We start from the raw sequence: 21647 nt of genomic DNA, 5'->3' as shown, positions 1-21647 counted from the left end.
TGCGGTTAAGTGCTTTCTGGTTAGGGGCCCCGCATGGCAGGCCTATGAATGTTTGTTGAAGCTTTGATGACGAGATGCGAAAGCCCTTAAGGCGTTGTTGGTTCTATGCCGTCGATGGCGTCTATGAAGGGTTGTATGGGTTTTGGGGTGAAGCTTTTGTCGTGCATTTGGGCGGACTTTATGCGGTCTAAACGGAAGGTGCGGACGGCATCGCGAAGGTGGTCCCAGGCCATGATGTACCAAACAGGGTAGCTCAGGAAGAGGTAGTGCGGCTCGATGGTTCGGTGGGATAGCTTGCCGTTCTGATCGCTGTACTCGATGTCGATGTACTTGCTCATCAAGAAGGCTTCGTTGACCGGACTTATTGCTTCGCTGTCAAATTCCTCAAAAGATCCAAAAACATAAAGAGAGGCTGTTTCGCCAATCCAGATGCGGGACTTCAATGTATCGACGCGAGAGCGCAGCTCTGGAGAGAAGGAGGCTATCAGCTTACGGCGGATCGGCTTCAGGCTGGCGAGCAGGAGAGGGGAGCGCATGTTTTCTGCGATGGCGAGGCTGATAAGGAGGTCTATCGCCTCTTTATATTCCAACTTAAGCCGACCGATACCCCAGCGGGATTGAAGCCGGATGCCGCCTCCGCGACCTTTATCAGCCTCAATCGGCAAGCCACGATCACGGAGCAATTCCAGATCCCGGAACAGAGTTCTCTGGGAGATCCCGAGTTCATTTGCCAGATCATGCGTTGTCGGGCACTCATCAGATTTGAGCAGCGCTTCAATCTGCTCAAGCCTATCAAGGCGTTTTAGGGCTGTTGCTCTGGTTGCTCGGCTTCTTTCATTGCTCATAAAAGAAATATGACGTTAAATGACATATATGTCCATACAAGCAGGTCATCCGAATTTTTAAGGAAAATTATGATGACCAACCAAGTGATTGAGTTTGCGCCTTTTCATCTTGCTGAGGGCAAGAGTGAAAGTGATCTTGTTGCTGCTTCTGAGCGGTTTCAAGCGGAGTTTTTGAATGAGCATAAAGGGTTTGTGCGCCGTTCTTTGGTGAAGCATGAAGATGGTGCTTATGCTGATATTGTTGTTTGGGCACACAGTAGTGCAAGTGAGAAGGCTTTTGTTGCCGCTGGCCAACATGAAGCCGGGCAGGCGTACTTTTCTATGATTGATATGAGCCGTGAGCATCAGCCGCGCAAAGCTGGTGCAATGGAATTCTTTAGTGTGGTGGGTACTTATGGCTGAGCCTTTTAAAGAGGTTTTCAATCAAGCATCTATTGAACGGATGGCCTCTGCTTTGGCAGGGGTTCATCCCTCATTTCTTGCTTCTGGTTTCACAGCTGAAGCTCTGGATGGTTTGAGTGAACTGGAGCTGAAAGAGCGTTCGCTCCATCTGGCGCGTTGCTTGCGCCGTTATCTTCCTGAAGACTATAGCGAAGCGCTGCGGGTTATGATGGCGACGCTCTCGGCTCCGTTGGCTATGGAGGATGAGCCAGTCTGGGAGAATGATGGAAGCGGGCTTTCTGGCTTCGTCACAATGCCATTTTCCGATTACGTGCTGCTTTATGGCCTGGAGAAGTTTGAGCTCTCGATGGCTGCTATGAAAGAGATGACGCGTCGCTTTTCAGCTGAGTTTGCTATTCGTCCGTTTATTGAACGCTATGAAGAGGAGGCGATGACGCTTTTTGCTGAGTGGGCTGAGGATGAATGTGCGCATGTGCGGCGGCTTGTTTCTGAGGGAACACGGCCAAGGTTGCCATGGGGACAGCGATTGAAGGGCTTTATCGAGAGCCCTGATAAGTGCCTGCCATTGTTAGAGAAGCTTAAAGATGATGAGACTGAGTATGTGCGCCGGTCTGTTGCCAATCATCTGAATGACATTTCCAAGGATCACCCTGATTTAACTGCGGAGGTTTGTGGGCGCTGGCTCGAGCAACCAACCGAGCGTAGATTGCGGTTGGTGCGGCATGCGTTGCGGAGCAATGTGAAGGCGGCCCATCTGCCGAGCCTCGCCGTGCTTGGATATGATGCAGAACATACGCGTGTGGTGCGCAGTGTGTTGGATACTGATCGGGTGGTCTATGGATCAGGACTGACCTTTTCTGCGGAGATAAGCAATGCCTCTGAGACGGCAGTTCCGTTTATGCTGGACTTTGTCATCTACCATCGCAAAGCGAACGGGAATCTGGCCCCAAAGGTGTTCAAGTGGCGGAGAGGCGAGTTGAGCGCTGGGCAGACGCTGCGTGTTTCAGGCAAACACAGCATTCGGCCAATCACAACACGTCGGTATTATGAGGGAGAACATCGGCTGGCAGTGTTGCTGAACGGAGTTGAGACGCCGATTGGGTCCTTTGAATTGGTTGGTGTTGAAGAGGTGGTTGCTTAACTGCCGAATGAGCAGGCCTTGACACCGTGTGATAATAAATTATCTGAAATGACAATCTATTGTTTGTGTGTTGAGGGCATCATGCGTTTAGAAGGACATCTTGGACTCTCTACCCTTGTGAAGACATTTCCTTATCGGATTTGTCTTACATGGGCAGGTGTTCTTGCAGAGAATTTTTTGATGGCACTGATCCCGTTGCTCATCGGGTTTGCCATTGATGACCTGCTTCAAGGGGCATTCGACAATGTCATTGTAATGGGTGGTGTCCTTGTGGGGCTGACGGTGATCGCGGTTGCGCGCCGGATTTATGATACCCGCGCCTATGGCACAATCTGGCTTCATTTAGGGGCGGAACTGGATCAGAGGCACCAGAATAAATCGGTTTCGAAACGGGCAGCACGGCTGAACATGAGCAGAGAGCTAGTGGACTATCTGGAAGGGGAAGTACCTGAAGTACTTTCAGCTGTTATCCAGATTATTGTCGCTCTGGTGGTGCTTGCTGGCTTCCATTTGTGGCTGTCAGCGTCGGCGTTTACTGTCGTCGTTCTGCTGCTGCTTATTTACTCGGCGTTTAACAACCGGTTTTATTTACTCAATTCCGCCCTGAATGCAGAGACAGAGAACCAGGTGCATGTGCTTGAGAGAGGAAGTCGGCGTGGTGTCTGGAGGCATCTGCGTGCGCTAAGGATGCATGAAGTTCGTCTTTCTGACACGGAAGCCATCGTTTATGGCGTGATTTTCCTGTTTCAGATTGCGTTTATTGTGATCAATCTGATCCTGGCGGCTGGGCTACCCGACATGAGTACAGGCATGATCTTTTCTATCGTGGCTTACTCGTGGGAGTTCGTGGAGGCGGCCATTATGCTGCCCATGACGATGCAAAGCCTGACACGCCTGAATGAGATCACTGCGCGTATAAATAATGTAGAAGAAGAGTAAGCAGGGTGGGAAGAGCTGGCGTTGTGACCAGCTCTTAAAGTCGCGCGATCAGATCAGCGATGGTTTGACAGGCGCGGACGTGCACCATTTGCGATTTTGCGCAGGCCTTTGAAGTCCAGAACGGCAATCTTGTGCTTGCCGATGAGCTTTACAGCGCCTTCCTTCTCCAAACTCTTCAGAACACGGCTTACGGTCTCAGCGCGCAGGCCAAGATAATCCGCAATGGATTGCCTGGAGATTGGCAGAGTGAACTCTTCCACAAAGCGTGGAATGCTCATGCGGTTGCGTAGCTCAAAGATAAAGGAGGCCATACGCTCTGTTGGGGTTTTCTTGCCCAGATCAGAAGAATGGTCGAACTGCTGGTGCATGATATCAGTCGCGCGGCGCCAGTAGATGCGGCGCAGGTTGGAGTCCAGCAACAACAACTCTTCGAAGACATTGCGTGGAACCAGCTTCACGGAAGTTGGCGCAAGAGCGACGACTTCACCAGATGCGTGACGGTCTGCACGGTTCATGTCCAGATACTCACCTGGGAAGCGAAGCGTGAGTAGGGAGCGGCGTCCGTCACTTAAGTGGCTCTCAACAGCGATCACACCATTGAGAACTGCGAAAACAACAGGTTCCGGAAAGTCTTCTGGCGCCAGTTGATCACCTTCGTTCAGCTCGATGGTTCTGGCGGCACGTAATTCTGCTTTTTCGAAATGATGATGCATCGGGCGACAGAGGCATTCCTCGCCCTTAAAACCGCAGGATTCCTGAACACATTCAAACGAAAGATGGTCAGGTGATGACGCTATCTTTGGAGGGGTTGTCCCCGACATGCGTTAAGCTCCCCGCTTATTACGTGATTTGGCGTAAAGTCCCCTGTAGTCAAGGACATTGATATAAATCAATATTCTAAGGATTACTTTTATTCAATATTTTGTTACCGGATGAGAGTGAAAAAATATCATTCTTTAGAACTCCTAAATCCAACTACTGATTGCAATCAATGAAAACAGTTCAGCTCCATGCAGAAATAATGCGTATTCGGGGATCGATGCTGCCTGACAACGAATCTTGTTAGTATCATCCCAGCCAAACTGGGGGTAACAATGCGCCTTCTCGTCAGTATGTCGATTGCTTTGATGACAAGCACTGCGGCATTCGCAACAGATTTAGGGCCTGTTGCAAAGATAGAGCAGAAACCTGCTCTTGTAGAACTGGGAAAACGCTTATTTTATGATAGCCGTTTGTCTGGTGACACTAACCTTAGCTGTTCAACATGTCATGATCCAGCTAAGGGGTTCACAGACGGCGAAAAGCTTTCTACTGCATATACAGGTACAGAAGGTTTCCGTAATACGCCAACACTGGCGAATGTCGGACACCGGGCAGCCTGGATGCATGATGGCCGTTTAGGTACAAACCTGAACGATGTCTCTCGTGGTATGATCACAGAGACCTACATCATGAACATGGATATGCGCATCATGCAGGAACGCATGAAGCAAGATCCTGTTTACGTTGAAATGTTTGAAGCTGCGGGTAAGGGCGAACCATCTAACGGTGGTGCTCGTGGTGCTTTAGAAGCATTTCTTAAATCCATTACATCTCAAGGTTCCGCGTTTGACCGTGGTGAGCTGACCGTTTCTGAACGACGCGGTTATGAACTCTTTATGGGCAAAGCAGGATGTTCTTCCTGTCACACCGGCAACCGCTTCACAGATGATCAGCCACACAATATCGGTGTTCCTAACAACCCTGATATCTGGTCTGATCCACTGCGTCACATCACCTATGTGACTTACGCGAAGTTCATGGGCGTTAACAACTACATGAACCTGCGTGAAGACCAGGGTGCATTCATCCGGGATCATAAAGAAGAGAACAAGCGTTCCTTCCTGACCCCAACTCTTCGTGAGCTGACATACACTGCGCCTTACATGCACAACGGCATGCTGGCGACACTTGAAGATGTTGTAGAATTCTACAACCAGGGTGGCGGTGATGATGTCAACAAAGACTCACGTCTGAAGCCTCTCAATCTGAAGAACAGCGAAAAGGCCAATCTGGTCGCGTTTCTGAAGACCTTGTCTGGCGACAGCTTCAATACTCCTGAATATGTTTGGACAGCCGACGACTACTCTTATGAGTTGATCGAAGACTGGAAAAACAAGAAGAACTAGGGGGCTGCTAAAATGACAACATTCAAAAAAACCATTAGTGTGATTGCACTTGCTGGTGTTTCCATTGTTGCAGTTGCAGCTGGTGTTCAAGCGGCTGAAAAACGCCCGGCAGAACTGGCTCCTTTGGGTGAGCCTCCTTCTCCACCAGATAACCCAATGACACCTGAAAAGGTTGAGCTGGGCAAGCTCCTGTTCTTCGATCCACGTCTGTCCGGTAACGGTGCGATGCCATGTTCGGCTTGTCACCTTCCTGAACTCGGCTGGGACTTCCCGGACAAGATCTCTCTGGGCTATCCGGGTACTGTTCACTGGCGTAACTCACCAACGATCGTGAATACTGCGTATTACGGCAACCTGTTCTGGACTGGTGTTTCCAAATCTTTGGAAGCTGAAGCTCGTACAGCTGCTCGTGGTGGTGTTGCCGGTAACGGTGAAGACGACATGATGGAAGCGCGCCTTGCGTTTATTCCTGAGTATCGTGAGCGCTTCAACGATGTGTTCGGTACTGAATACCCTCTGATGCGTGACGCTTATATGGCGATTGCTGCATTTGAGCGGTCAATCGTTCAGCGTGATACTCCGTTTGATCTGTACATGCTCGGCGATGATGATGCTCTGAGTGATAAGCAGAAGCGCGGTATGGAACTGTTCACCGGTAAGGCTGGTTGTTCTACCTGTCATGATGGTGCTCTGATCTCCAACCAGAAGTACTACAACCTCGGCGTTCCAGCTTATGACGGTTGGGAAGACGATGAACTTGCGCAAATCACCTTCCGCTTCGAGCTTTTTGCAAAAGGCTCCACGGAAGAGAAATACCGCAAGTGGAAGGACGATCCGGGCCTTTACTTCGTGACCAAGCAGAATGCTGACCTCGGCAAGTTCCGTGTGCCTTCTCTGCGTTACACCAAGTACACCGCTCCTTACATGCACAACGGCATGCTGGAAACTCTGGAAGACGTCGTAGAATTCTACAACCAGGGTGGTGGCACTAACGACTGGGCTGCAACGAAAACCGACTTGATTAAGCCTCTCGGTCTGACCGACAAAGAGAAAGCTGATCTGGTGGCCTTCGTAGAAAGCTTCACTGGCGAGCGTCTTCTCATGGAAACACCTGATCTTCCTGAGTATGAACCGCTTCCGGCTGTAACGAATTAAGAGGAGATGGAGATGACACATCAACCTAAGTCCGTCTCTCCTGAGATGATTGAGGTCGTGAACGGCCCTGAGGAAATTGCAAAAACTGGCAAGCGTTGTGTGATGACACGCCGTCAGTTCCTGCTGACTTCCGGTATTTCTACCTTCACCGTTATGGTGGCTCTCAGGTCTGGTCCTTCCTCTGCGAAGGTGCCTGCGATGGTCTCCACTTATGAGCGCAAGTTCATTTGTAAGCTTTCTGAGCTGAAAGAAGACGAACCGCTCGACTTTAACTATCCGGACGAAGGCGCTTATTGCGAGTCCATGATTGTTAAGTTGGGCAAGGAAGCTGGTGGCGGTATTGGCTCTGACAAGGACATTGTAGCGTTCAACTACACCTGTACTCACCAGGGTGGTCCGCTGCAGGGTACCTATCAGAAAGGTGATAAGGCTCTGGGTCCATGCCCACTGCATTTGACCACCTTTGACCTAACCCGTCACGGTATCTTCATCTCCGGCCAGGCTTACCAGAGCTTGCCTCAGGTTCTTCTCGAGCTGGACGGCGACGATGTTTACGCTGTTGGTATGTTCGGGCTGATCTATGGCCGCTACGACAATCTCAAAGGGTGAGGAGTAAATCATGCCAACTCCCTACTACATTCCTGGAACAAACATTCCGCTGCCTCCGGTAGATGCTGATGTTCTTTCCACTGCTTGTGATTATTGCATCGTAGCGTGTGGTTATAAGATCTATCGCTGGCCTGTTAAGGCCGGAAAAGTAGGTGGTGAAAAAGCCGCTGAAAACGCCTTTGGCGTCGATTTCCCGGTTGATCCGCTAGGCCCATGGGTTGCTCCGAACCAGTACAACGTTGTGCTGCACAAGGGCGAACCTCACCATGTGATCATCATTCCGGATAAAGATACCAAGCATGTAAACATCAATGGTAACTCTTCCATCCGTGGTGGTGCGCTGGCGAAGAAGGTTTACAACCCTCAGACCCCAACTCGTGATCGTCTGAAGTCTCCTATGATCCGCATGTTCGGCACTTTGATGCCGGTCACCTGGGATCTGGCGTTGGAAATTGCAGCGGAAGTTGGTAAGCACACTATCAAGAAGCACGGCGAGAACGCTTTCTGCGTGAAAACATTCTCCTACGGCTACATGGAAAACACCTACGCGATTTCCAAGTATGCTCTTCGCTCTGTTAGCACTGCGAACTTCACATTCCACGACACTCCATCTGATGTGACGTCCACTCCGGGCTTCCGTGATGCTGGTTTCGACAACTTCGGTCCTTCTTATCAGGACTGGAAAGATGCCGAGACTCTGATGATCTGCGGTACCGACCCATACGAGTCCAAGACCATTCTGTTTACTGACTGGATTATGCCAGCCATCCAGAACGGTCAAAAGACAATCTTCATGATCCCACGCCGTACTGCTGGTGTGGCTTATGCGGAGAAGAATGGTGGTCTGTGGCTCGACATCCAGCCAGGTACTGACCTTCTTGTTGTGAACGCGATTGCTCGTGTGATCATCGAAAACGGTTGGCAAGACGCTGAATGGATCCGCGATTGGGTCAACAACAAGTGGGAGAGTTCATCAGGCTTCGGTCAGGGTACTCGTAACACTCCATGGCAGTGGCGTACGACCTGGGGCAAATTCCAGACCAAAGGTTACGACGACTTTGTTAAGTGGCTGATGGCTCAGGATGAGTTTGAACCAACTGCAGCTGCTGAAACCGCTCAGATCGATGTAGAGAAAATCTACAAGGCTGCTGAGTGGATGGCTAAACCTCGTGATGATGGCTCCCGTCCTAAGACGTCCATTATGATCGAAAAGGGCTTCTACTGGTCCAACAACACCGGTAACACCAATGCGATTTCGTCTCTTGGTATTATCACGGGTTGTGGCGGTCGTCCGGGGCAGGTCATTGGCCGTGCTGGTGGTCACCAGCGTGGTGGTTTGAAGGGTGGGTCTTACCCACGCAACAAGTCTCCTGAGAAACTGCCAGGCCGTCGTCGTCGCGCAATGGATACCGACCGGTATTTGATGAGTGGTCACACCCGCTTTGCTCACGTGATTGGCAACACCTGGATTCAGTCCATGTGTGGTTCCCAGTCTCTTGCTGCAAAGTTTGAAGAGCTGACTGTTCAGAACCCAAATCAGGTGCGCTCTTACGACAAGCAGACCATCATCGACACTCTGAAAAAGCGTGTAGATAGCGGTGGCATGGTTGTTGTGAACCAGGATATCTACCTCGTAGATCCAATTGGTGCACGTTTCGCAGACATCGTCTTCCCAGCTGCTGGTTGGGGTGAAGACACATTCACCCGTGCAAACGGTGAGCGTCGTCTGCGTCTGTATCCAAAATTCTACGATGCACCGGGTGAAGCGAAACCTGACTGGTGGATTGTTGCGAACCTCGCGAAGAAAATGGGCTTCAAAGGCTACGATTGGAAAGACTCCAACGAAGTGCTTGAAGAAGCAGCCCGCTTCTCACGTGGCAGCCGTAAAGACTTCTTTATGTTGAAGGTTGCTGCTCAGAAGGAAGGCAAGACTCTTCACGAGAAGTTTGCTGAGTTCGGTACTGACGGTATTCAGGGCCCAGTTGTGATGCTTGAAGACGGAACCCTTCAGGGTACCCAACGCTTGCATGATACAACCCGTGAACTGTCAGCGACTGGTCCAACCGGTTCCAACCGCTACAACAAGAAGCTCACTCACTTCAACTCTCAAACTGGTAAGTGCAATATCCAGAAGAGCCCATGGAGCCTGTTCTCCGATTACTGGGCATGGATGAAGCCGAAGGATGATGAGCTTTGGGTGACTTCCGGTCGTATCAACGAGCGTTGGCAGTCTGGTTATGATGATCGCCGTCGTCCTTACATCGTGCAGCGCTGGCCTGAAAACTGGGTTGAAATCCACCCAGATGATGCGAAAGAGCGCGGTATCGAGAACGGTGACTACGTGATGCTCTTCTCTGACCGTATTCCGGTTCAGACAGACACCACAGTGGGCATTGAAGGCGATGACTTCACCTTTACCAAACTGATGGATGAAGGCCATATCGAGCTGACTGAAGGCGCTATTACTGCGGTAGCTATTGTTACCCCAGCGCTGAAGAAGGGCATGCTTTACATGGACTTCCTGCACACTGCACAGCCAGCAAATGCTCTGTCTGGCCGGGTGGTGGACTGGATCAGCGGTAACTACAACTACAAGATGGGTGTTGGTCGCATCAAAAAGATCGGCACAAGCCCATACAAGGATAGTTTCCGGTCTATGTCTTTCGCACGTCGCGATATTGCATAAGAAATCAGGAGCTGGCGGGGCTATCCCGCCAGTTCTTTTTCCGCTTGTGCCAAGGGGCTCGCAAGTTTGAGCCTTTTTGCAGAAGTGGGCCTTAAGTCAGTTTGTTTTCAACCTGCTTTAAGTTTTTGTTTTGCGTATTCTTGCCCGAACACCGGAGTCCACTACTCGGGAATACGCTTGAGGAGAAAAGCCAATCATGACGGTTTCCATCAGGCATTTAGATCAGGATTTTGCAGTGGAGCAGACCGAAGCTACTGATAAGCTCGTGAAAATCTTGTGTGAGTTGCTTGCAAACGGCGAAGAGCGCGAAAAGTGTCTGTCCGCTCAAATTCTTGGAAAATTTGGCACTTCGACGGCTCATGCTGCGCTTGCTGAAGCGCTGCGAGACGAAGATGAAGACGTCCGCAGTGATGCGGTTGAAGCTCTGATCAGCGCAGGCAAAGGCCTGGATGCTGATGTTCTGCTGTGGAGTTTGCAGAACGATCCAGTGTTGGAAGTGAAGCTTTCTGCCATTGACGGACTTGCAATTGTTGGCGGGACAGTTGCGGAAGAATGGCTGACAAAGCTGGCTAAAGACCGTTGCGAAGATGATGTTGCATGGGACGGTTACGGTGCTGAATGGGATGATTGGCTGGATGTGCAGCGCAAGTCCATTCTGGCGCTGGGCACGTTGAAATGTGAAGCATCTGCTGCTGCTTTGTTGGAAGCTGCCCGCGACCCATTTGGTCAGGAAGTTTGGCCGGAAGTAACTATGGCGCTTTCTGAGATGGGCGTTGCCGGGTTGCTTGAACTGGCCTCACTGGCGACGGATGCGTCTGCTCGTGTGCGTGAGCATACGGCGCGTGCGCTCTCCTCTGCGAATGATGAGCGGGTTGGTGAGATCCTGCGTGTGCTGTTTGCAGATGCTGACCCTGATGTGCGGGTTGCTGCGGCTGAAGTGCTGATGGCTCGTGGTGAGGAAGCTGATCTGGCTGTACTGTTGGCTGATAGTGAACCGCAAATGCGTCGTCTGGCACTGAAAGCATCTGGTAAACTCTCCTACTCAAAGCTTGAAAAGGTTGCTTTTGAAGACGAGGAGGAGACCCTGCGTATTATGGCGCTTGGTCGGATGGCTTCCTCTGAAATCACCAAGCCGGATGCGCTGATCGAGCGGATTGAACGCTCTTTGCGTAGTGCGAGTGATGCTTTTGTTGCCGCGCTTGTGCCTGTCCTTGCGAAGGTTGAGAGTGAAGCTGCGACCGCTCTGTTGAGTGAGATTGCTGTCCATCGTCAGGAAGAAGCAGTGTTGAAAGCGTTTATCGTGCTTCACGGCGAGAAGCCGAGCGTTGATGGACTTGCTGTTTTGCAGGAGCAGGTGACAAGTGCAGAACAGGAAATCCGTCTTGCTGCCCTGAACTCTCTGGCCAAGCTGGCTGAAGGTGAAGGTGATTTTGCGGACAATGCTGCTGTACAATTGGTTTGGGCGGTTTCTGGCAAGCTGATGCCTGAAGCGCATGATCAGGATATTCTCGATAGTGCAAAAGAAAAAGACCCGTCTGATCTGGGTAGCAATGGCAAGGGTGACGGCAAGCAGCCGCGCATTCAGATTGATCGTGAAGGCAATGTGATTGAGCCTCAGGCGCCAAATGAAGTGGTCGCTGAGGAAGAGGTTGTTGCCGAAGAGCCTTCCGCCGAAGAGCTGGTTGCGAAGGTCACTGCCGGTGCTGATCCAGTGGTTGCTGAAGATGTGCCAGAGGGCGCTATTGAGCGTGTGGAAGACCTTCCTGACAATGTTGTTGCCTTCCCGGGCTCAACACTCGGTGCGATCTTGAACACTGAAGACGAGATTGAGAAGCTGGCTGAAGAGCCTGTCGATCTTGGCAAGAAAGACATGCACTTCCTTGAGCTTGCGAATGAGCTGATTGAGAAGAAGCGCGTTGTGCCGGGTCGTCCGGATGATCCTGCTTTGGATATTCGCTTGCTGGCCTTGCGCATTTGTGGTGATGCGAAGCGTCCTGAACTGATTGATGCGCTGGTGTCTGCTTTGTCTGATCGTCAGATGCAGGTTCGGTTTGCGGCTAGTCAGAGCCTCGTTCATCTGGTTGAGAATGGGCTTGAGCTTTCTGAGGAAGCTATCGAGCGTATCCTTGCTTTGCCGCCAGAGAATGATGTTGCTGTGCGTGCGATGCGTGTTGAGCTGCTTGGCACCTCCTCAAATCCAGAAGCTGAGAAGGTTGTGACGGCAGCGCTGAAGGACAAAACCGACGCTGTTTCTGCTTCAGCGCTGAAAGTTTTGGCCGGAAAACCTGACACTAACATTGATGTGCGTAGCTATCTCAAAAGCCCTCGTCGTCGCCTGCGAGTGACTGCGCTGGAGCTTGTGAGTGCAAACTCAGATACTAGTAATCTGGATGAGATTTTCGAAGCTGCGCGGATGGAAAATGGCGTTCTTATTCCCGGAGCCGCAACGTGTTTGCGTTGCTATGCTCAGGAGAACGTTCTTGGTGCTATGGAGCAGTGGCTGGATGGAGATCTTTCCCGCAAGCTAGCGGCTCTTGAAGTGCTGAACAAATACGTGGCTTGAGGTTTCTGCTCTCAAATGAGGCGAAACCAAATCTCGTGATGGGCATCGGTATTTATCTGGTGCGGAATACGTTGTAAGGAAACCTGCTGGCGTTTGCTGGCAGGTTTTCTTTTTTGGAGGGGGCATCATGCGATCCAAGACACTTTCTACCGGTTACAAGATGCCAATGCTGGGCCTTGGTACGGTGAACTTTGGAGAGGGTAAGACCTATCCTGCACTTCGTGCGGCGTTGACTGCTGGGTATCGCCACATCGATTGTGCGATGATGTACGACAATGAAGCTGAGATTGGGCAGGCGATTGCTGATGCCGTGAAGGAAGAGGGCATCAAGCGCAGCGAACTCTTCATCACCTCCAAGCTATGGAACAGCTTTCATAAGCCTGAAGATGTGAGAGGCGCGCTGGAAAAGACGCTTGCGGACCTTCGGCTGGACTACCTTGATCTTTACCTCATGCACTGGCCTGTGGCGCTGAAGACGGGCGTGAAGAAGCCTACCAGCTCGGAAGACTATTATTCGCTTGAAGATGTGCCGCTGATGGATACATGGCGGGCGCTGGAAGAGTGCTTTGATGATGGTCTAGCGAACACGATCGGTGTTTCCAACTTCAGCACGCAAAAGCTGGAAGATTTGATTATGGAAGCGCGAGTTGTTCCGGCTGTTAATCAGGTGGAGTTGCATCCTTTCCTTCAGCAGAATGATCTTCGCTCGTATTGCCTGCACAACAACATTGCGCTGACCGCATACTCTCCGCTTGGACGTGGTGTTCCAGCGGATCTGACGGATGCGCAAAAGCAGGATGTTGTTCTTGCTCACCCTGTTATTGAAGAGATTGCTGGGAAGTATGGCGCGACGACATCTCAGGTGGTGCTGAAATGGGCGATCCAGAACGGTGTTATCGTTGTGCCAAAGTCAGGTAATCCTGAACGTCTGGCGCAAAACCTGGCAGCGCTTGAGTGCGATCTTGATGAGCATGACATGTCCCGCATCGCGCATCTGGACAAGAACCATCGCTTTATTCCAGGCGATGAGTACTTCTTGTCCGGCAGCCCGTACACCTGGGAAAACCTTTGGGACGAGCCGCGTCCTGAATAAGGGGTCTTAAATCTTAAAACTGGAGGAGTCGCGTACCAATAAATGCGGCTCCACCCGTTCTGTCGTGGTTGGTGTCGGTTCTCCATCAAGGCGTTTGATGAGTAAGTTGGCGACGTCCTTGCCGATGGTGCGCGGGTAGCTTTCAACCGAGGTCAGTGCTGGAGTCCATGCTTCACCTTCTGGCAGGTTGTCGAAGCCAACTACGGCCAGGTCTTCACCGATGTTCCGACCTGCTTTCTTGAGTTCTGCAGCTGCGCCGACTGAGACAAGATCATTATGGCAGAGCAGGGCGGTGAACTCAGCCTTGTTTGAGACGAGCTGCTGCGCTTTTATGCGTCCGCATTCGCGGTCAAAGCCGCATACTTCAACATGGATGTCAGATTCAGGAATGCCCGCTGCTTTTAAGGCGTCGTAGAAGCCGCGTTTGCGTTCTCGACCCGGCATGGTTTCCTGCAGACCTGCAATCATTGCGAACTTGCGATGGCCTTGCTCAAGCAGATGCTTTGTGGCCAGCTGGGCAGCCTGATAATTGTTTGAGCCAATGTAGTCCATCGCCAGACCTTCAATTTCCCGGCAGAAGGTGACCACGGGAATTCTGCGCGTGTTGGCGATCTCGAAGTCACTTCTTTTCGTGCCTGCGCTCGGGCTGATTGCTATGCCTGCGACGCCGTGGCCGATGACTTCTTCAAGCATGGTTTGCTGGCGCTTGGTGTCTTCGCCGACATTGGCGATAACGGGCAGGTAGCCGTGCTCTGAGAGAGCTGCTTCCAATGACGTGCAGAACTCAGCGTAAAATGGAATTGAAATATCCGGCACGAGAACGCCGACCAATCGCGAACGGCCAGACCGGAGTTTGGCGGCGTTGTAATCTCTGACAAACCCCAGCTCTTGCATAGCTTTCTTTACGCGAGCTTTGGTTTCATCGGTCATTCGGCCTGTGTCATTTATGGTATTCGAGACAGTCGCAACGGATACTCCCGCTGCTTTCGCAATATCGGACACAGTAACTTTGGATTTTTTTAAAGGCATGAATTTGCTTTATTTATAAAGTAAGTTGAATTATCAGGCGACAATAACACCTGAATCGTGTGCGTGTGAGCTATATTTTTGTTTTTTCTATGTAAATGTTATTTGGATTACGTATAGATTAGAAAATTAGCCGGTTAAATACTTCTCCATTTTTCCTGTAAGATGAAATATTTTCAATCACTTGGCACCCCATTTCTCGTCTGGTTTCGAGTGTGGCACTCGCGAGGTGAGGGGTTAGGGTTGTGTAGGGGGACGCGATCAGCTCATTGGGAACATTAGGCTCATCCGGAAATACATCCAAGGCTGCTGCCCCGAGTGTTCTGTTCTCAAGTGCAGTGATCAAATGTTGAGTGTTTACTAATGAACCACGGGCGATATTGATCAAAAGCCCGCTCGGGCCCAGAGCTTCTAATATATTAATATCTATAATATTTTTTGTGTCCGGGCTGCCAGATGCAGCAATGACAAGCACGTCGGATTCGCTTGCCAGTTCCAACGGAGAGGACCGGCATTGTTTATCTTGTTTCGGGTCTGCGTTGCGATCACAGTACAAAATTTGCATACCAAATGTGCCGCCTAAAATTTTGGCGGCTTTTCTGCCAATGCGGCCATATCCAAAGATGCCGAGTGTTTTACCTCGCAGGCTGTAGCCGATACCTAATTTGCCATTGAGCCAGTCCCCATTGCGGATAAAGCGGTCTCCCTCTGCAATTCGGCGAGAGGATGCCAGAGCAAGGGCCACGACATGATCGGCCACGGCTTCGGTCAAGGCGTCTGGTGTGGTTGTGATGATGATGTTTCGGTCGCGGGCCTGTTTCAGATCAACTTTGTCGTAACCTGCGCCATAGATCGCAATAAGCTCAAGGTTGGGCATTTCTGCCATCAGCTCACTGGAGAGGCCAACATCACCCTTGGTTGCGACGATGCGGATGTTCGGCAAGGTCCGAGCTCTCAGCTCTTCGTCTTGTTGAAGTTCCCAATAGCGAGCAAGCGGGGCGCATTTTTCCAGCTCCTCGTTGATTTCATTGGGCGCATAAGGGCTTAGTTGAAGAACATCGATCATAAGACAGTCATCTGAAGATTACTTGAGCATCAAAGTCAAGAATGCATCAAGTTGCAGACGTTCGCCAGTGGGGAGTGTCGACTGCCCCACAGATGCCTGCGTTTCAACATGTCAGGAAACCCGCCGGACTCATGTGAACGTGAAAATCAGATAGAGAATGCCTACCAGAATACTCGTTACAGCGACGGTGCCACAGAAGTCAGTTGCCGCACACCGAACAGTCTTAAAAGGAAGTCGACGCATAATAACACCCCCAACCTTGGAGAGACCCCACAATCTCTCTCAGATATATTAGAAAGATGCGCTGTAAATAAGTAGACTACATAATGTCGCAGTCTGGTTAGAGAACATGGTTGTTCGCTTATGGAGTGGCCTTTAGAATTCTTATATCTAGTTGATTTTATTAATTATTTTATTCGTCTTAAGAGGCTTTGCATCAAAGGGGCCGGTTTAGGGTGGCAAGCTTGTTAGCTTAGGGCGGCTGTTGTAAATTAATAAACTTCCAAGGCTGCAAACAGCTTAAAAAACAAGAATAATTGGAGTGTGAGTGGTGGCCCGTCCAGCAAACCTCTCGAATGCGGTTTACGACAAGATGAAAGATGCTGTCGACTCCGGAGAATTTCCGGAAGGTCTTAAGCTTCCGACAGAAAATGCGCTGTGCGAGCGGTATGGCGTCTCACGTCCTGTTGTACGCGGTGCGATGGAGCGTCTGCGTAAGGAGGGCTACATCAAGACTGTGCGTGGCTCTGGCAGCTTTGTCATCAAGGAGCACGTCACTCCAACGCCTTTTGCGCCCACGCTCGGAGAATTTGCGATTTCCGGCATTGGTGATGTTATTCAATGCCAGGAAACCCGAATGGCCTTTGAAGGCGAGATGGCAGCGTTGGCTGCTGAGCGCTGGACTGATGAAGAGATGGCAGAGTTGGATGCTGCGTTGGCGCAGATCCACAGCGATGGGTTGGACTCTGTCGGCACCATTGATGGTGACATGCGTTTTCATTCTGCGGTGGTGAAAGCTGCCAAGAATGAATATGCAGCAGCTGTTTATGAAGTCATGAAGCCGCAAATCCTTGTTGGTATGAACATGAGCAAGGGGCTGTACCCGTTGCTGCCCGAGTTTGCGCGTCGGCACGGGATCGAAGAGCATAAGGCTATTCTGGACGCGATCAGAGCGCGTGATGTTGAAGGTGCACGCCGTGAGATGCGAAATCACATTGGCTTCTTTGGTGATCAGTTCAAATAGAAAAGGCTCGCTTTAATTGTTGCGAGCCCTCTCACAATCTCACTATCAAATACTGCGGGCCTGCATGAAGGCTTCGACCTGATCGCGTGTCGGGATTGGTGCGACTGCGCCATAGCCTTGCGTTGTGAGTGCTGCGGCTGCGTTGGCGTATTTGAGGCTGTCTTCCAGCGACTTGCCAGCCACCACATTGGTGAAGAAAGAGCCCGAGAAGCAGTCACCAGCACCAGTGGCATCAATGGCTTCTACCGGATTGCCTGCAACGCGCTTTCTCTCAGAGGCTGTTGCGTACATCGCGCCCTTTTTGCCAAGCTTGAGAATGACGTTCTTTGAACCCAGATTGAGGTAGAAGTCGCAGATTTTGTCCGGATCGGAGAGGCCAGTCAGGACTTCAGCTTCATCGACGCTTGGCATGATGAAGTCAACGAGGCGGGCGGTTTCGTGAATGATGCCGCGAGCGCGGTTCAGATCCCAGAGCTTCAGGCGCAGGTTGGTGTCAAAGGAGGTGAGTGTGCCACCTTCTTTGGCGATCTCGATGCCTTTGAAAACACTGTCGCATGAGCTGGTGGAAATGGCCTGCGTGATGGCTGTGACGTGGAAGAGTTTGGCCGCACGAATGGCATCAGCTGGCAGCTGGTCTGGTGTGATCTGCGAGGCTGCAGAGCCTTTGCGGGCGAAACTGAAATGATGGCCTTGCTTGTCATGGGAGATGAAATAGATGCCTGTCGGAGCAATCGGATTGCGTTCGACAAGGTGCGTTTTAACGCCCTCCTTCTCCCATAGACCAATGAACTTGTTGCCGAAGACATCATCGCCCAGATGGGTCAGGATGGCGACGTTTGCACCCTGACGTGCTGCACAGCATGCGAAGTTGGAGGCATCGCCCCCGAAGCCTGACAGGTAGTCTGGGCCTTCTCCGCTGTATTCCTTGACCTGATTGAACTCGAACAATGGCTCCCCAAAGCTGATGATTTCTGCGGTCATTTTGTCCTCATTGTTCAAAGTGTATCAGGCAGCATGCGTCACTTTTGGCCAGTCCTTTCAGTTCCCTGCAAGAGGAGCGGTTGCTATGATGCAGGAAAGATTCTGATGCTGGGAGTTTTGTGGCAGCTAATTGGTAGACCATTTTCCGATATTTTAGGGTATTTTGCAATTAGCTGCTTACACTTATTTTCGTTGATTTTATTGAAATTCTTGATGAACTAAATATGGGAAATTATTCAATTTACAAAGAGGCGCCGCTTTGATGATTAAATTGGTCGGCCAATATCGCCGCAGACCTTCTCTGTAATGAGCTGGTAAATCTTTTAGTGGCGTTGTTTGCTTTTTAACTATGAAATAGGACTGGTATCATCTGAGTGGAATACTATTTGTGCCAGAGGTTGGAATGTTTCAGAAAATCAATATTGGGTCTTTGCCAAAGGGGCAGCGGAATACAATTTGTGATGTTCCGGGTGTCAAAGTCGGGCATGCGACACTGACTGATGGTGATTGTCAGACTGGCGTGACCGCGATTACCACTCATAATGAGAATGCCTTTAATCTGAGAACGCGTGCGGCTTCTCATGTGTTTAATGGTTTTGGCAAGAGTGTTGGGTTGGTGCAGGTTGAAGAGCTGGGAGAGCTGGAAACACCAATCCTTTTGACGAACACGCTAAGCGTTGGTGCGGTGAGTGAAGGTTTGATCCAGCATACACTGGCAGAAACGCCGGATATTGACTTCGTGATGGGTACGATCAATCCAGTGGTGTTTGAATGTAATGATGCTTTCCTGAACAAGATCAGTGCGTTGTATGTACGCCCACAGCATGCTCTGGACGCGATTGGAGCGGTCTCTGAAGAGTTTGAGCAAGGTGCGGTTGGTGCGGGGCGTGGGATGTCCTGTTACGGCCTGAAGGGGGGCATCGGAAGTGCTTCTCGTCAGGTGAAGCTTGGCAACAAAGAGTACCATCTGGGTGCTCTGGTGCTTTCCAATATGGGGCGGATGCCAGACTTTACATTGGCTGGACAACATATTGGCCCGCAGATTGAAGAGAAGCTGGCACGTGATGAGAGCGGACCTGAAAAAGGGTCTATCATCATGATCATCGGAACGGATCTTCCGCTTAGCGAGCGTCAACTGAAGCGGGTTGCCAAGAGAACTTCTGTAGGACTTGCACGAACTGGTTCATTTCTTGGTCATGGAAGTGGCGATATAGCTTTAGCATTCACAACTGCGGATCCAGTGGACACAAAGAGCAGAAAACGCACGCATTCGGTGGAACAAGTGGATGAGCGGCGAATTGACAGGGTGTTTAGAGCGACTGCAGAAGTTACAGAGGAAGCTATCGTCAATTCAATGTTGAATGCAGAACGAGTAACGGGCCGTGATGGCAATACGCGCTATGCATTGGGAGATTTTGGCGAGTTAATGGGGGAAGCAAATGAATAAGCAGGAAATCAAGCTCCTTGATGAAGCTTTTGCCTTGCCAGAAAATACCAGGTGGTCCTCATTTGGAGAGGGCCATGCCAATGAAACCTGGTTGGGAGAAATAGACGGGGAGGAGCCTGTTGTTCTTCGTCGTCACAATCCAAATAGAACTGAAGAGCAGATCCTTTCAGAATTCAAATGTCTGGATTTGCTGCACGATATAATCGGATATGAGGTTCCGAAGGCGCTTTATGGCGTTAATCAGGAGCGTTTGACCGAGGTTGAGGGTGCTTACTACTCAGTCTTTGAGTTGATCGAAGGTGAGACGCCGCCACTGGATAAGGTAGAGACCTGCAGTCAAAGTGGTCAGGCCTTGGCAAATCTGCACATCAAGCTTTGGGAGGAGCGAGATGCGTTTCGATTTGCGGAACAAGAACGTCCGGGTGTTAGCAAAGAGACGTTGAAATCAGGAGCTGCCTTGTTGGCCGCGCTTTCTGAGTTGGAAGCTTCCAAGAACATCGATGCCAAGTATCTGAGCTCTGCTTATTGGGCAGATATGGAGACGGGGCTTGATGAAGCGCTGGGTAAACTTGGAAACCTGAATGAGACAAAGCACCTGATCCATGGTGATTTTGGACCGCCCAACACGCTCATCAGCGAGAATTCTGGCGAGTTGGTCGGTGTGCTTGACTGGGATGAATGCCGGTGGGACCTGCCAGTATATGATGTTGCTGGCGTTTATCCATTCCTGTGCGAGATCGATAAATCTCTTGGTGAGGCGTTTGTTGATGCTTATTTCACAGGATTGAAAGGCTCATCTCATCCGCTTGCAAGGCGCGAAAGCGAAATACGGGCGCTTATGGCAGCTGTACAATATGTGGCTACTTACAAAGAGTTTGAGCTGATGGTTGAGAACCATCTGGATGAACCTGAGTATCTGGCGCAGCTGCTTGAGCAGCTGGCCTGATCTTTAGGCGGTTTCTCTCACGGTGATATGCTCTACCCGTGAGAGAAGCTTGGCCCTGCCTCTGACCATTTAATGTTATTTTTGTCCAGATAGTTCAGTGCCTTACGGATATCCAGAAAGAGTTGGTCGACTGCGTCATGAGAGACGCCATGGCGTACCATGATGCGCTGGACGACTGTATCGTGCATGTCTGCCGGTAGCGGGTAGGAGGCGATTTGCCATCCGCTCATGCGCACCCGTTCTGAAAGATCGTAGAGCGAGTAGTGGGCCTTTTCCGGGTGTTTGAGGCGATAGCACACACAGGGCAGGGCGCCATTGCCGTCATATAGAATGTCGAGCTCCGGTAGCCCCGCCAGCTTTTCGGCGAGATACTGAGCGTTCTCAGCGCAAGCTGACTGGATGCCTCTGTAACCTACCCAGCCTAGTCTCATGAAGTTGTAATACTGGATGACGATCTGACCACCGGGGCGTGAAAAGTTCAGTGCGAAGGTGGGCATGTTGCCACCCAGATAATCAACGTTGAACACCAGATCAGACGGCAGCTCTTTCTGATCGCGCCAGATCACCCAACCAACGCCAAGCGGTGCGAGACCGAACTTGTGGCCTGAGGCGTTGATGGACTTCACGCGATCGAGGCGGAAATCCCACAGCAGCTCCGGATGTAGGAAGGGAGCGACGAAGCCGCCGGAAGCGGCGTCTACGTGAACCGGAATGTCCAGACCTGTCTGGTCCTGGATCTTGTCCAACTCTTTGCAAATTTCGCTTACTGGTTCATAGACACCGGTGAAGGTGACACCAAGGGTTGGAACGACGCAGATGGTGTTTTCGTCCACGTAGTCCTTCAACTGTTCAGGCCTCATATGGAGAGACCCTTCGCTGAGGGGGATCTGGCGGAGCTCCACGTCAAAGTACTTGGCAAACTTGTGCCAGCAGACCTGAACCGGACCACACACTATGTTGGGTTTGTCCTAGGATTTGCCTTCTTTCTTGCGGCGATCTCTCCATGCCCATTTGAGGGCGAGGCCGCCCAGCATGGCGGCTTCAGAGGAGCCTGTGGTTGAGCAACCGATTGTTTCTTCCGCTTCCGGGGAGTTCCAGAGGCTGGCGATGATATGAACACAGCGGGCTTCAACCTCTGCAGTTTGCGGATACTCATCCTTGTCGATGCAATCGGCCATGAGTTTGTGGACTTCGTCTTCCACCCATGTGGTGCAGAAAGTGGCGAGGTTTTGCCGTGCATTACCGTCCAGATAGAGCTCGTCGCGGACAAGGTTGTAGGCCTCTTCCGGGCTCATTCCTGTTTCTGGAATGCGCTCTTTAGCAAGTCCTTCAACTGC

General features: G+C 51.0%; 17 protein-coding genes and 1 pseudogene. 12 read left to right on the top strand and 6 right to left on the bottom strand.

Annotated features, from left to right (window positions below):
• Positions 1-86: 86 nt before the first annotated feature.
• A complete protein-coding gene (locus tag PsAD37_RS27175; RefSeq protein WP_063298737.1) occupies positions 87-845 on the bottom strand; it encodes a YafY family protein in 759 nt (252 codons plus the stop codon).
• Positions 846-854: 9 nt separating this feature from the next.
• Here PsAD37_RS27175 and PsAD37_RS27170 point away from each other — a divergent pair, with 9 nt between their 5' ends.
• The 3 genes from PsAD37_RS27170 to PsAD37_RS27160 all read left to right on the top strand — a co-directional run bounded on the left by PsAD37_RS27170 (position 855) and on the right by PsAD37_RS27160 (position 3327).
• Positions 855-1247, top strand: a complete 393-nt coding sequence (locus tag PsAD37_RS27170) for a hypothetical protein (RefSeq protein WP_153039872.1) — start codon at positions 855-857, stop codon at positions 1245-1247.
• Entirely contained in the window at positions 1240-2388 is a 1149-nt protein-coding gene (locus tag PsAD37_RS27165; protein WP_063298735.1) for a DNA alkylation repair protein, read from the top strand. The genes PsAD37_RS27170 and PsAD37_RS27165 overlap by 8 nt, the downstream gene beginning before the upstream one ends.
• A gap of 81 nt (positions 2389-2469) precedes the next feature.
• Positions 2470-3327: an ABC transporter six-transmembrane domain-containing protein gene (locus tag PsAD37_RS27160; protein WP_063298734.1), complete on the top strand. Its 858-nt coding sequence runs from the start codon at positions 2470-2472 to the stop codon at positions 3325-3327.
• 53 nt (positions 3328-3380) lie between these two features.
• Here the strand turns inward: PsAD37_RS27160 and PsAD37_RS27155 are convergent, their stop codons facing one another.
• Entirely contained in the window at positions 3381-4148 is a 768-nt protein-coding gene (locus tag PsAD37_RS27155; protein ID WP_208992119.1) for a Crp/Fnr family transcriptional regulator, read from the bottom strand.
• Positions 4149-4421: 273 nt separating this feature from the next.
• Here PsAD37_RS27155 and PsAD37_RS27150 point away from each other — a divergent pair, with 273 nt between their 5' ends.
• The 6 genes from PsAD37_RS27150 to PsAD37_RS27125 all read left to right on the top strand — a co-directional run bounded on the left by PsAD37_RS27150 (position 4422) and on the right by PsAD37_RS27125 (position 13601).
• The gene (locus PsAD37_RS27150; protein ID WP_063298732.1) at positions 4422-5495 is read left to right on the top strand and encodes a cytochrome-c peroxidase; all 1074 of its coding nucleotides are present in this window, start codon (positions 4422-4424) and stop codon (positions 5493-5495) included.
• A 12-nt stretch (positions 5496-5507) separates the two neighbouring features.
• Complete coding sequence (locus PsAD37_RS27145) at positions 5508-6650, top strand: cytochrome-c peroxidase (RefSeq protein ID WP_063298731.1); 1143 nt, start codon at positions 5508-5510, stop codon at positions 6648-6650.
• 12 nt (positions 6651-6662) lie between these two features.
• Entirely contained in the window at positions 6663-7259 is a 597-nt protein-coding gene (locus PsAD37_RS27140; RefSeq protein WP_208992118.1) for an arsenate reductase (azurin) small subunit, read from the top strand.
• A gap of 10 nt (positions 7260-7269) precedes the next feature.
• Positions 7270-9945, top strand: a complete 2676-nt coding sequence (locus tag PsAD37_RS27135) for an arsenate reductase (azurin) large subunit (protein WP_063298730.1) — start codon at positions 7270-7272, stop codon at positions 9943-9945.
• Positions 9946-10141: 196 nt separating this feature from the next.
• On the top strand, positions 10142-12508 hold the full coding sequence (locus PsAD37_RS27130; RefSeq protein WP_063298729.1) for a HEAT repeat domain-containing protein: 2367 nt from the start codon (positions 10142-10144) through the stop codon (positions 12506-12508).
• A 127-nt stretch (positions 12509-12635) separates the two neighbouring features.
• Positions 12636-13601 (top strand): aldo/keto reductase, encoded by a 966-nt coding sequence (locus tag PsAD37_RS27125; protein WP_063298728.1) that lies wholly within the window; start codon positions 12636-12638, stop codon positions 13599-13601.
• A 6-nt stretch (positions 13602-13607) separates the two neighbouring features.
• On the opposite strand, the gene PsAD37_RS27120 is transcribed toward PsAD37_RS27125, so the two are convergent.
• Together PsAD37_RS27120 and PsAD37_RS27115 are read right to left on the bottom strand one after the other, a co-directional pair.
• Positions 13608-14630 carry a LacI family DNA-binding transcriptional regulator gene (locus PsAD37_RS27120; RefSeq protein ID WP_084404817.1) on the bottom strand — a complete coding sequence of 341 codons (1023 nt, stop codon included), beginning with the start codon at positions 14628-14630 and terminating at the stop codon, positions 13608-13610.
• A 118-nt stretch (positions 14631-14748) separates the two neighbouring features.
• Complete coding sequence (locus PsAD37_RS27115) at positions 14749-15693, bottom strand: 2-hydroxyacid dehydrogenase (RefSeq protein ID WP_063298727.1); 945 nt, start codon at positions 15691-15693, stop codon at positions 14749-14751.
• 550 nt (positions 15694-16243) lie between these two features.
• On the opposite strand from PsAD37_RS27115, the gene PsAD37_RS27110 reads away from it, so the two are divergent.
• Positions 16244-16936, top strand: coding sequence for a FadR/GntR family transcriptional regulator (locus PsAD37_RS27110; RefSeq protein ID WP_057465458.1), 693 nt, complete (start codon positions 16244-16246; stop codon positions 16934-16936).
• 45 nt (positions 16937-16981) lie between these two features.
• On the opposite strand, the gene PsAD37_RS27105 is transcribed toward PsAD37_RS27110, so the two are convergent.
• Positions 16982-17917, bottom strand: a complete 936-nt coding sequence (locus tag PsAD37_RS27105; RefSeq protein WP_063298726.1) for a sugar kinase — start codon at positions 17915-17917, stop codon at positions 16982-16984.
• 403 nt (positions 17918-18320) lie between these two features.
• Here PsAD37_RS27105 and PsAD37_RS27100 point away from each other — a divergent pair, with 403 nt between their 5' ends.
• Both PsAD37_RS27100 and PsAD37_RS27095 read left to right on the top strand, forming a co-directional pair.
• A complete protein-coding gene (locus PsAD37_RS27100; protein WP_063298725.1) occupies positions 18321-19364 on the top strand; it encodes a P1 family peptidase in 1044 nt (347 codons plus the stop codon).
• Entirely contained in the window at positions 19357-20310 is a 954-nt protein-coding gene (locus tag PsAD37_RS27095; RefSeq protein ID WP_063298724.1) for a phosphotransferase enzyme family protein, read from the top strand. Before PsAD37_RS27100 ends, PsAD37_RS27095 begins: the two co-directional genes overlap by 8 nt.
• Before the next feature lie 32 nt (positions 20311-20342).
• Here the strand turns inward: PsAD37_RS27095 and PsAD37_RS27090 are convergent.
• A pseudogene (locus PsAD37_RS27090) lies at positions 20343-21605 on the bottom strand (glutamate decarboxylase).
• Between the last annotated feature and the right edge of the window lie 42 nt (positions 21606-21647).

Source organism: Pseudovibrio sp. Ad37 (assembly GCF_001623075.1).
Taxonomy (GTDB): domain Bacteria; phylum Pseudomonadota; class Alphaproteobacteria; order Rhizobiales; family Stappiaceae; genus Pseudovibrio.
The sequence above is the reverse complement of the archived record's forward strand: the minus strand, read 5'-3'. Positions and strand labels throughout refer to the sequence as shown.

Excerpts from the sequence above, each read along its gene's own strand:
- PsAD37_RS27130 (WP_063298729.1), top strand. The coding sequence starts at position 10,142 with ATGACGGTTTCCATCAGGCATTTAGATCAGGATTTTGCAGTGGAGCAG.
- PsAD37_RS27120 (WP_084404817.1), bottom strand. The coding sequence starts at position 14,630 with ATGCCTTTAAAAAAATCCAAAGTTACTGTGTCCGATATTGCGAAAGCA.
- PsAD37_RS27155 (WP_208992119.1), bottom strand. The coding sequence starts at position 4,148 with ATGTCGGGGACAACCCCTCCAAAGATAGCGTCATCACCTGACCATCTT.
- PsAD37_RS27145 (WP_063298731.1), top strand. The coding sequence starts at position 5,508 with ATGACAACATTCAAAAAAACCATTAGTGTGATTGCACTTGCTGGTGTT.
- PsAD37_RS27150 (WP_063298732.1), top strand. The coding sequence starts at position 4,422 with ATGCGCCTTCTCGTCAGTATGTCGATTGCTTTGATGACAAGCACTGCG.
- PsAD37_RS27175 (WP_063298737.1), bottom strand. The coding sequence starts at position 845 with ATGAGCAATGAAAGAAGCCGAGCAACCAGAGCAACAGCCCTAAAACGC.
- PsAD37_RS27115 (WP_063298727.1), bottom strand. The coding sequence starts at position 15,693 with ATGATCGATGTTCTTCAACTAAGCCCTTATGCGCCCAATGAAATCAAC.
- PsAD37_RS27170 (WP_153039872.1), top strand. The coding sequence starts at position 855 with ATGACGTTAAATGACATATATGTCCATACAAGCAGGTCATCCGAATTT.
- PsAD37_RS27095 (WP_063298724.1), top strand. The coding sequence starts at position 19,357 with ATGAATAAGCAGGAAATCAAGCTCCTTGATGAAGCTTTTGCCTTGCCA.
- PsAD37_RS27135 (WP_063298730.1), top strand. The coding sequence starts at position 7,270 with ATGCCAACTCCCTACTACATTCCTGGAACAAACATTCCGCTGCCTCCG.
- PsAD37_RS27100 (WP_063298725.1), top strand. The coding sequence starts at position 18,321 with ATGTTTCAGAAAATCAATATTGGGTCTTTGCCAAAGGGGCAGCGGAAT.
- PsAD37_RS27105 (WP_063298726.1), bottom strand. The coding sequence starts at position 17,917 with ATGACCGCAGAAATCATCAGCTTTGGGGAGCCATTGTTCGAGTTCAAT.
- PsAD37_RS27125 (WP_063298728.1), top strand. The coding sequence starts at position 12,636 with ATGCGATCCAAGACACTTTCTACCGGTTACAAGATGCCAATGCTGGGC.
- PsAD37_RS27165 (WP_063298735.1), top strand. The coding sequence starts at position 1,240 with ATGGCTGAGCCTTTTAAAGAGGTTTTCAATCAAGCATCTATTGAACGG.
- PsAD37_RS27160 (WP_063298734.1), top strand. The coding sequence starts at position 2,470 with ATGCGTTTAGAAGGACATCTTGGACTCTCTACCCTTGTGAAGACATTT.
- PsAD37_RS27140 (WP_208992118.1), top strand. The coding sequence starts at position 6,663 with ATGACACATCAACCTAAGTCCGTCTCTCCTGAGATGATTGAGGTCGTG.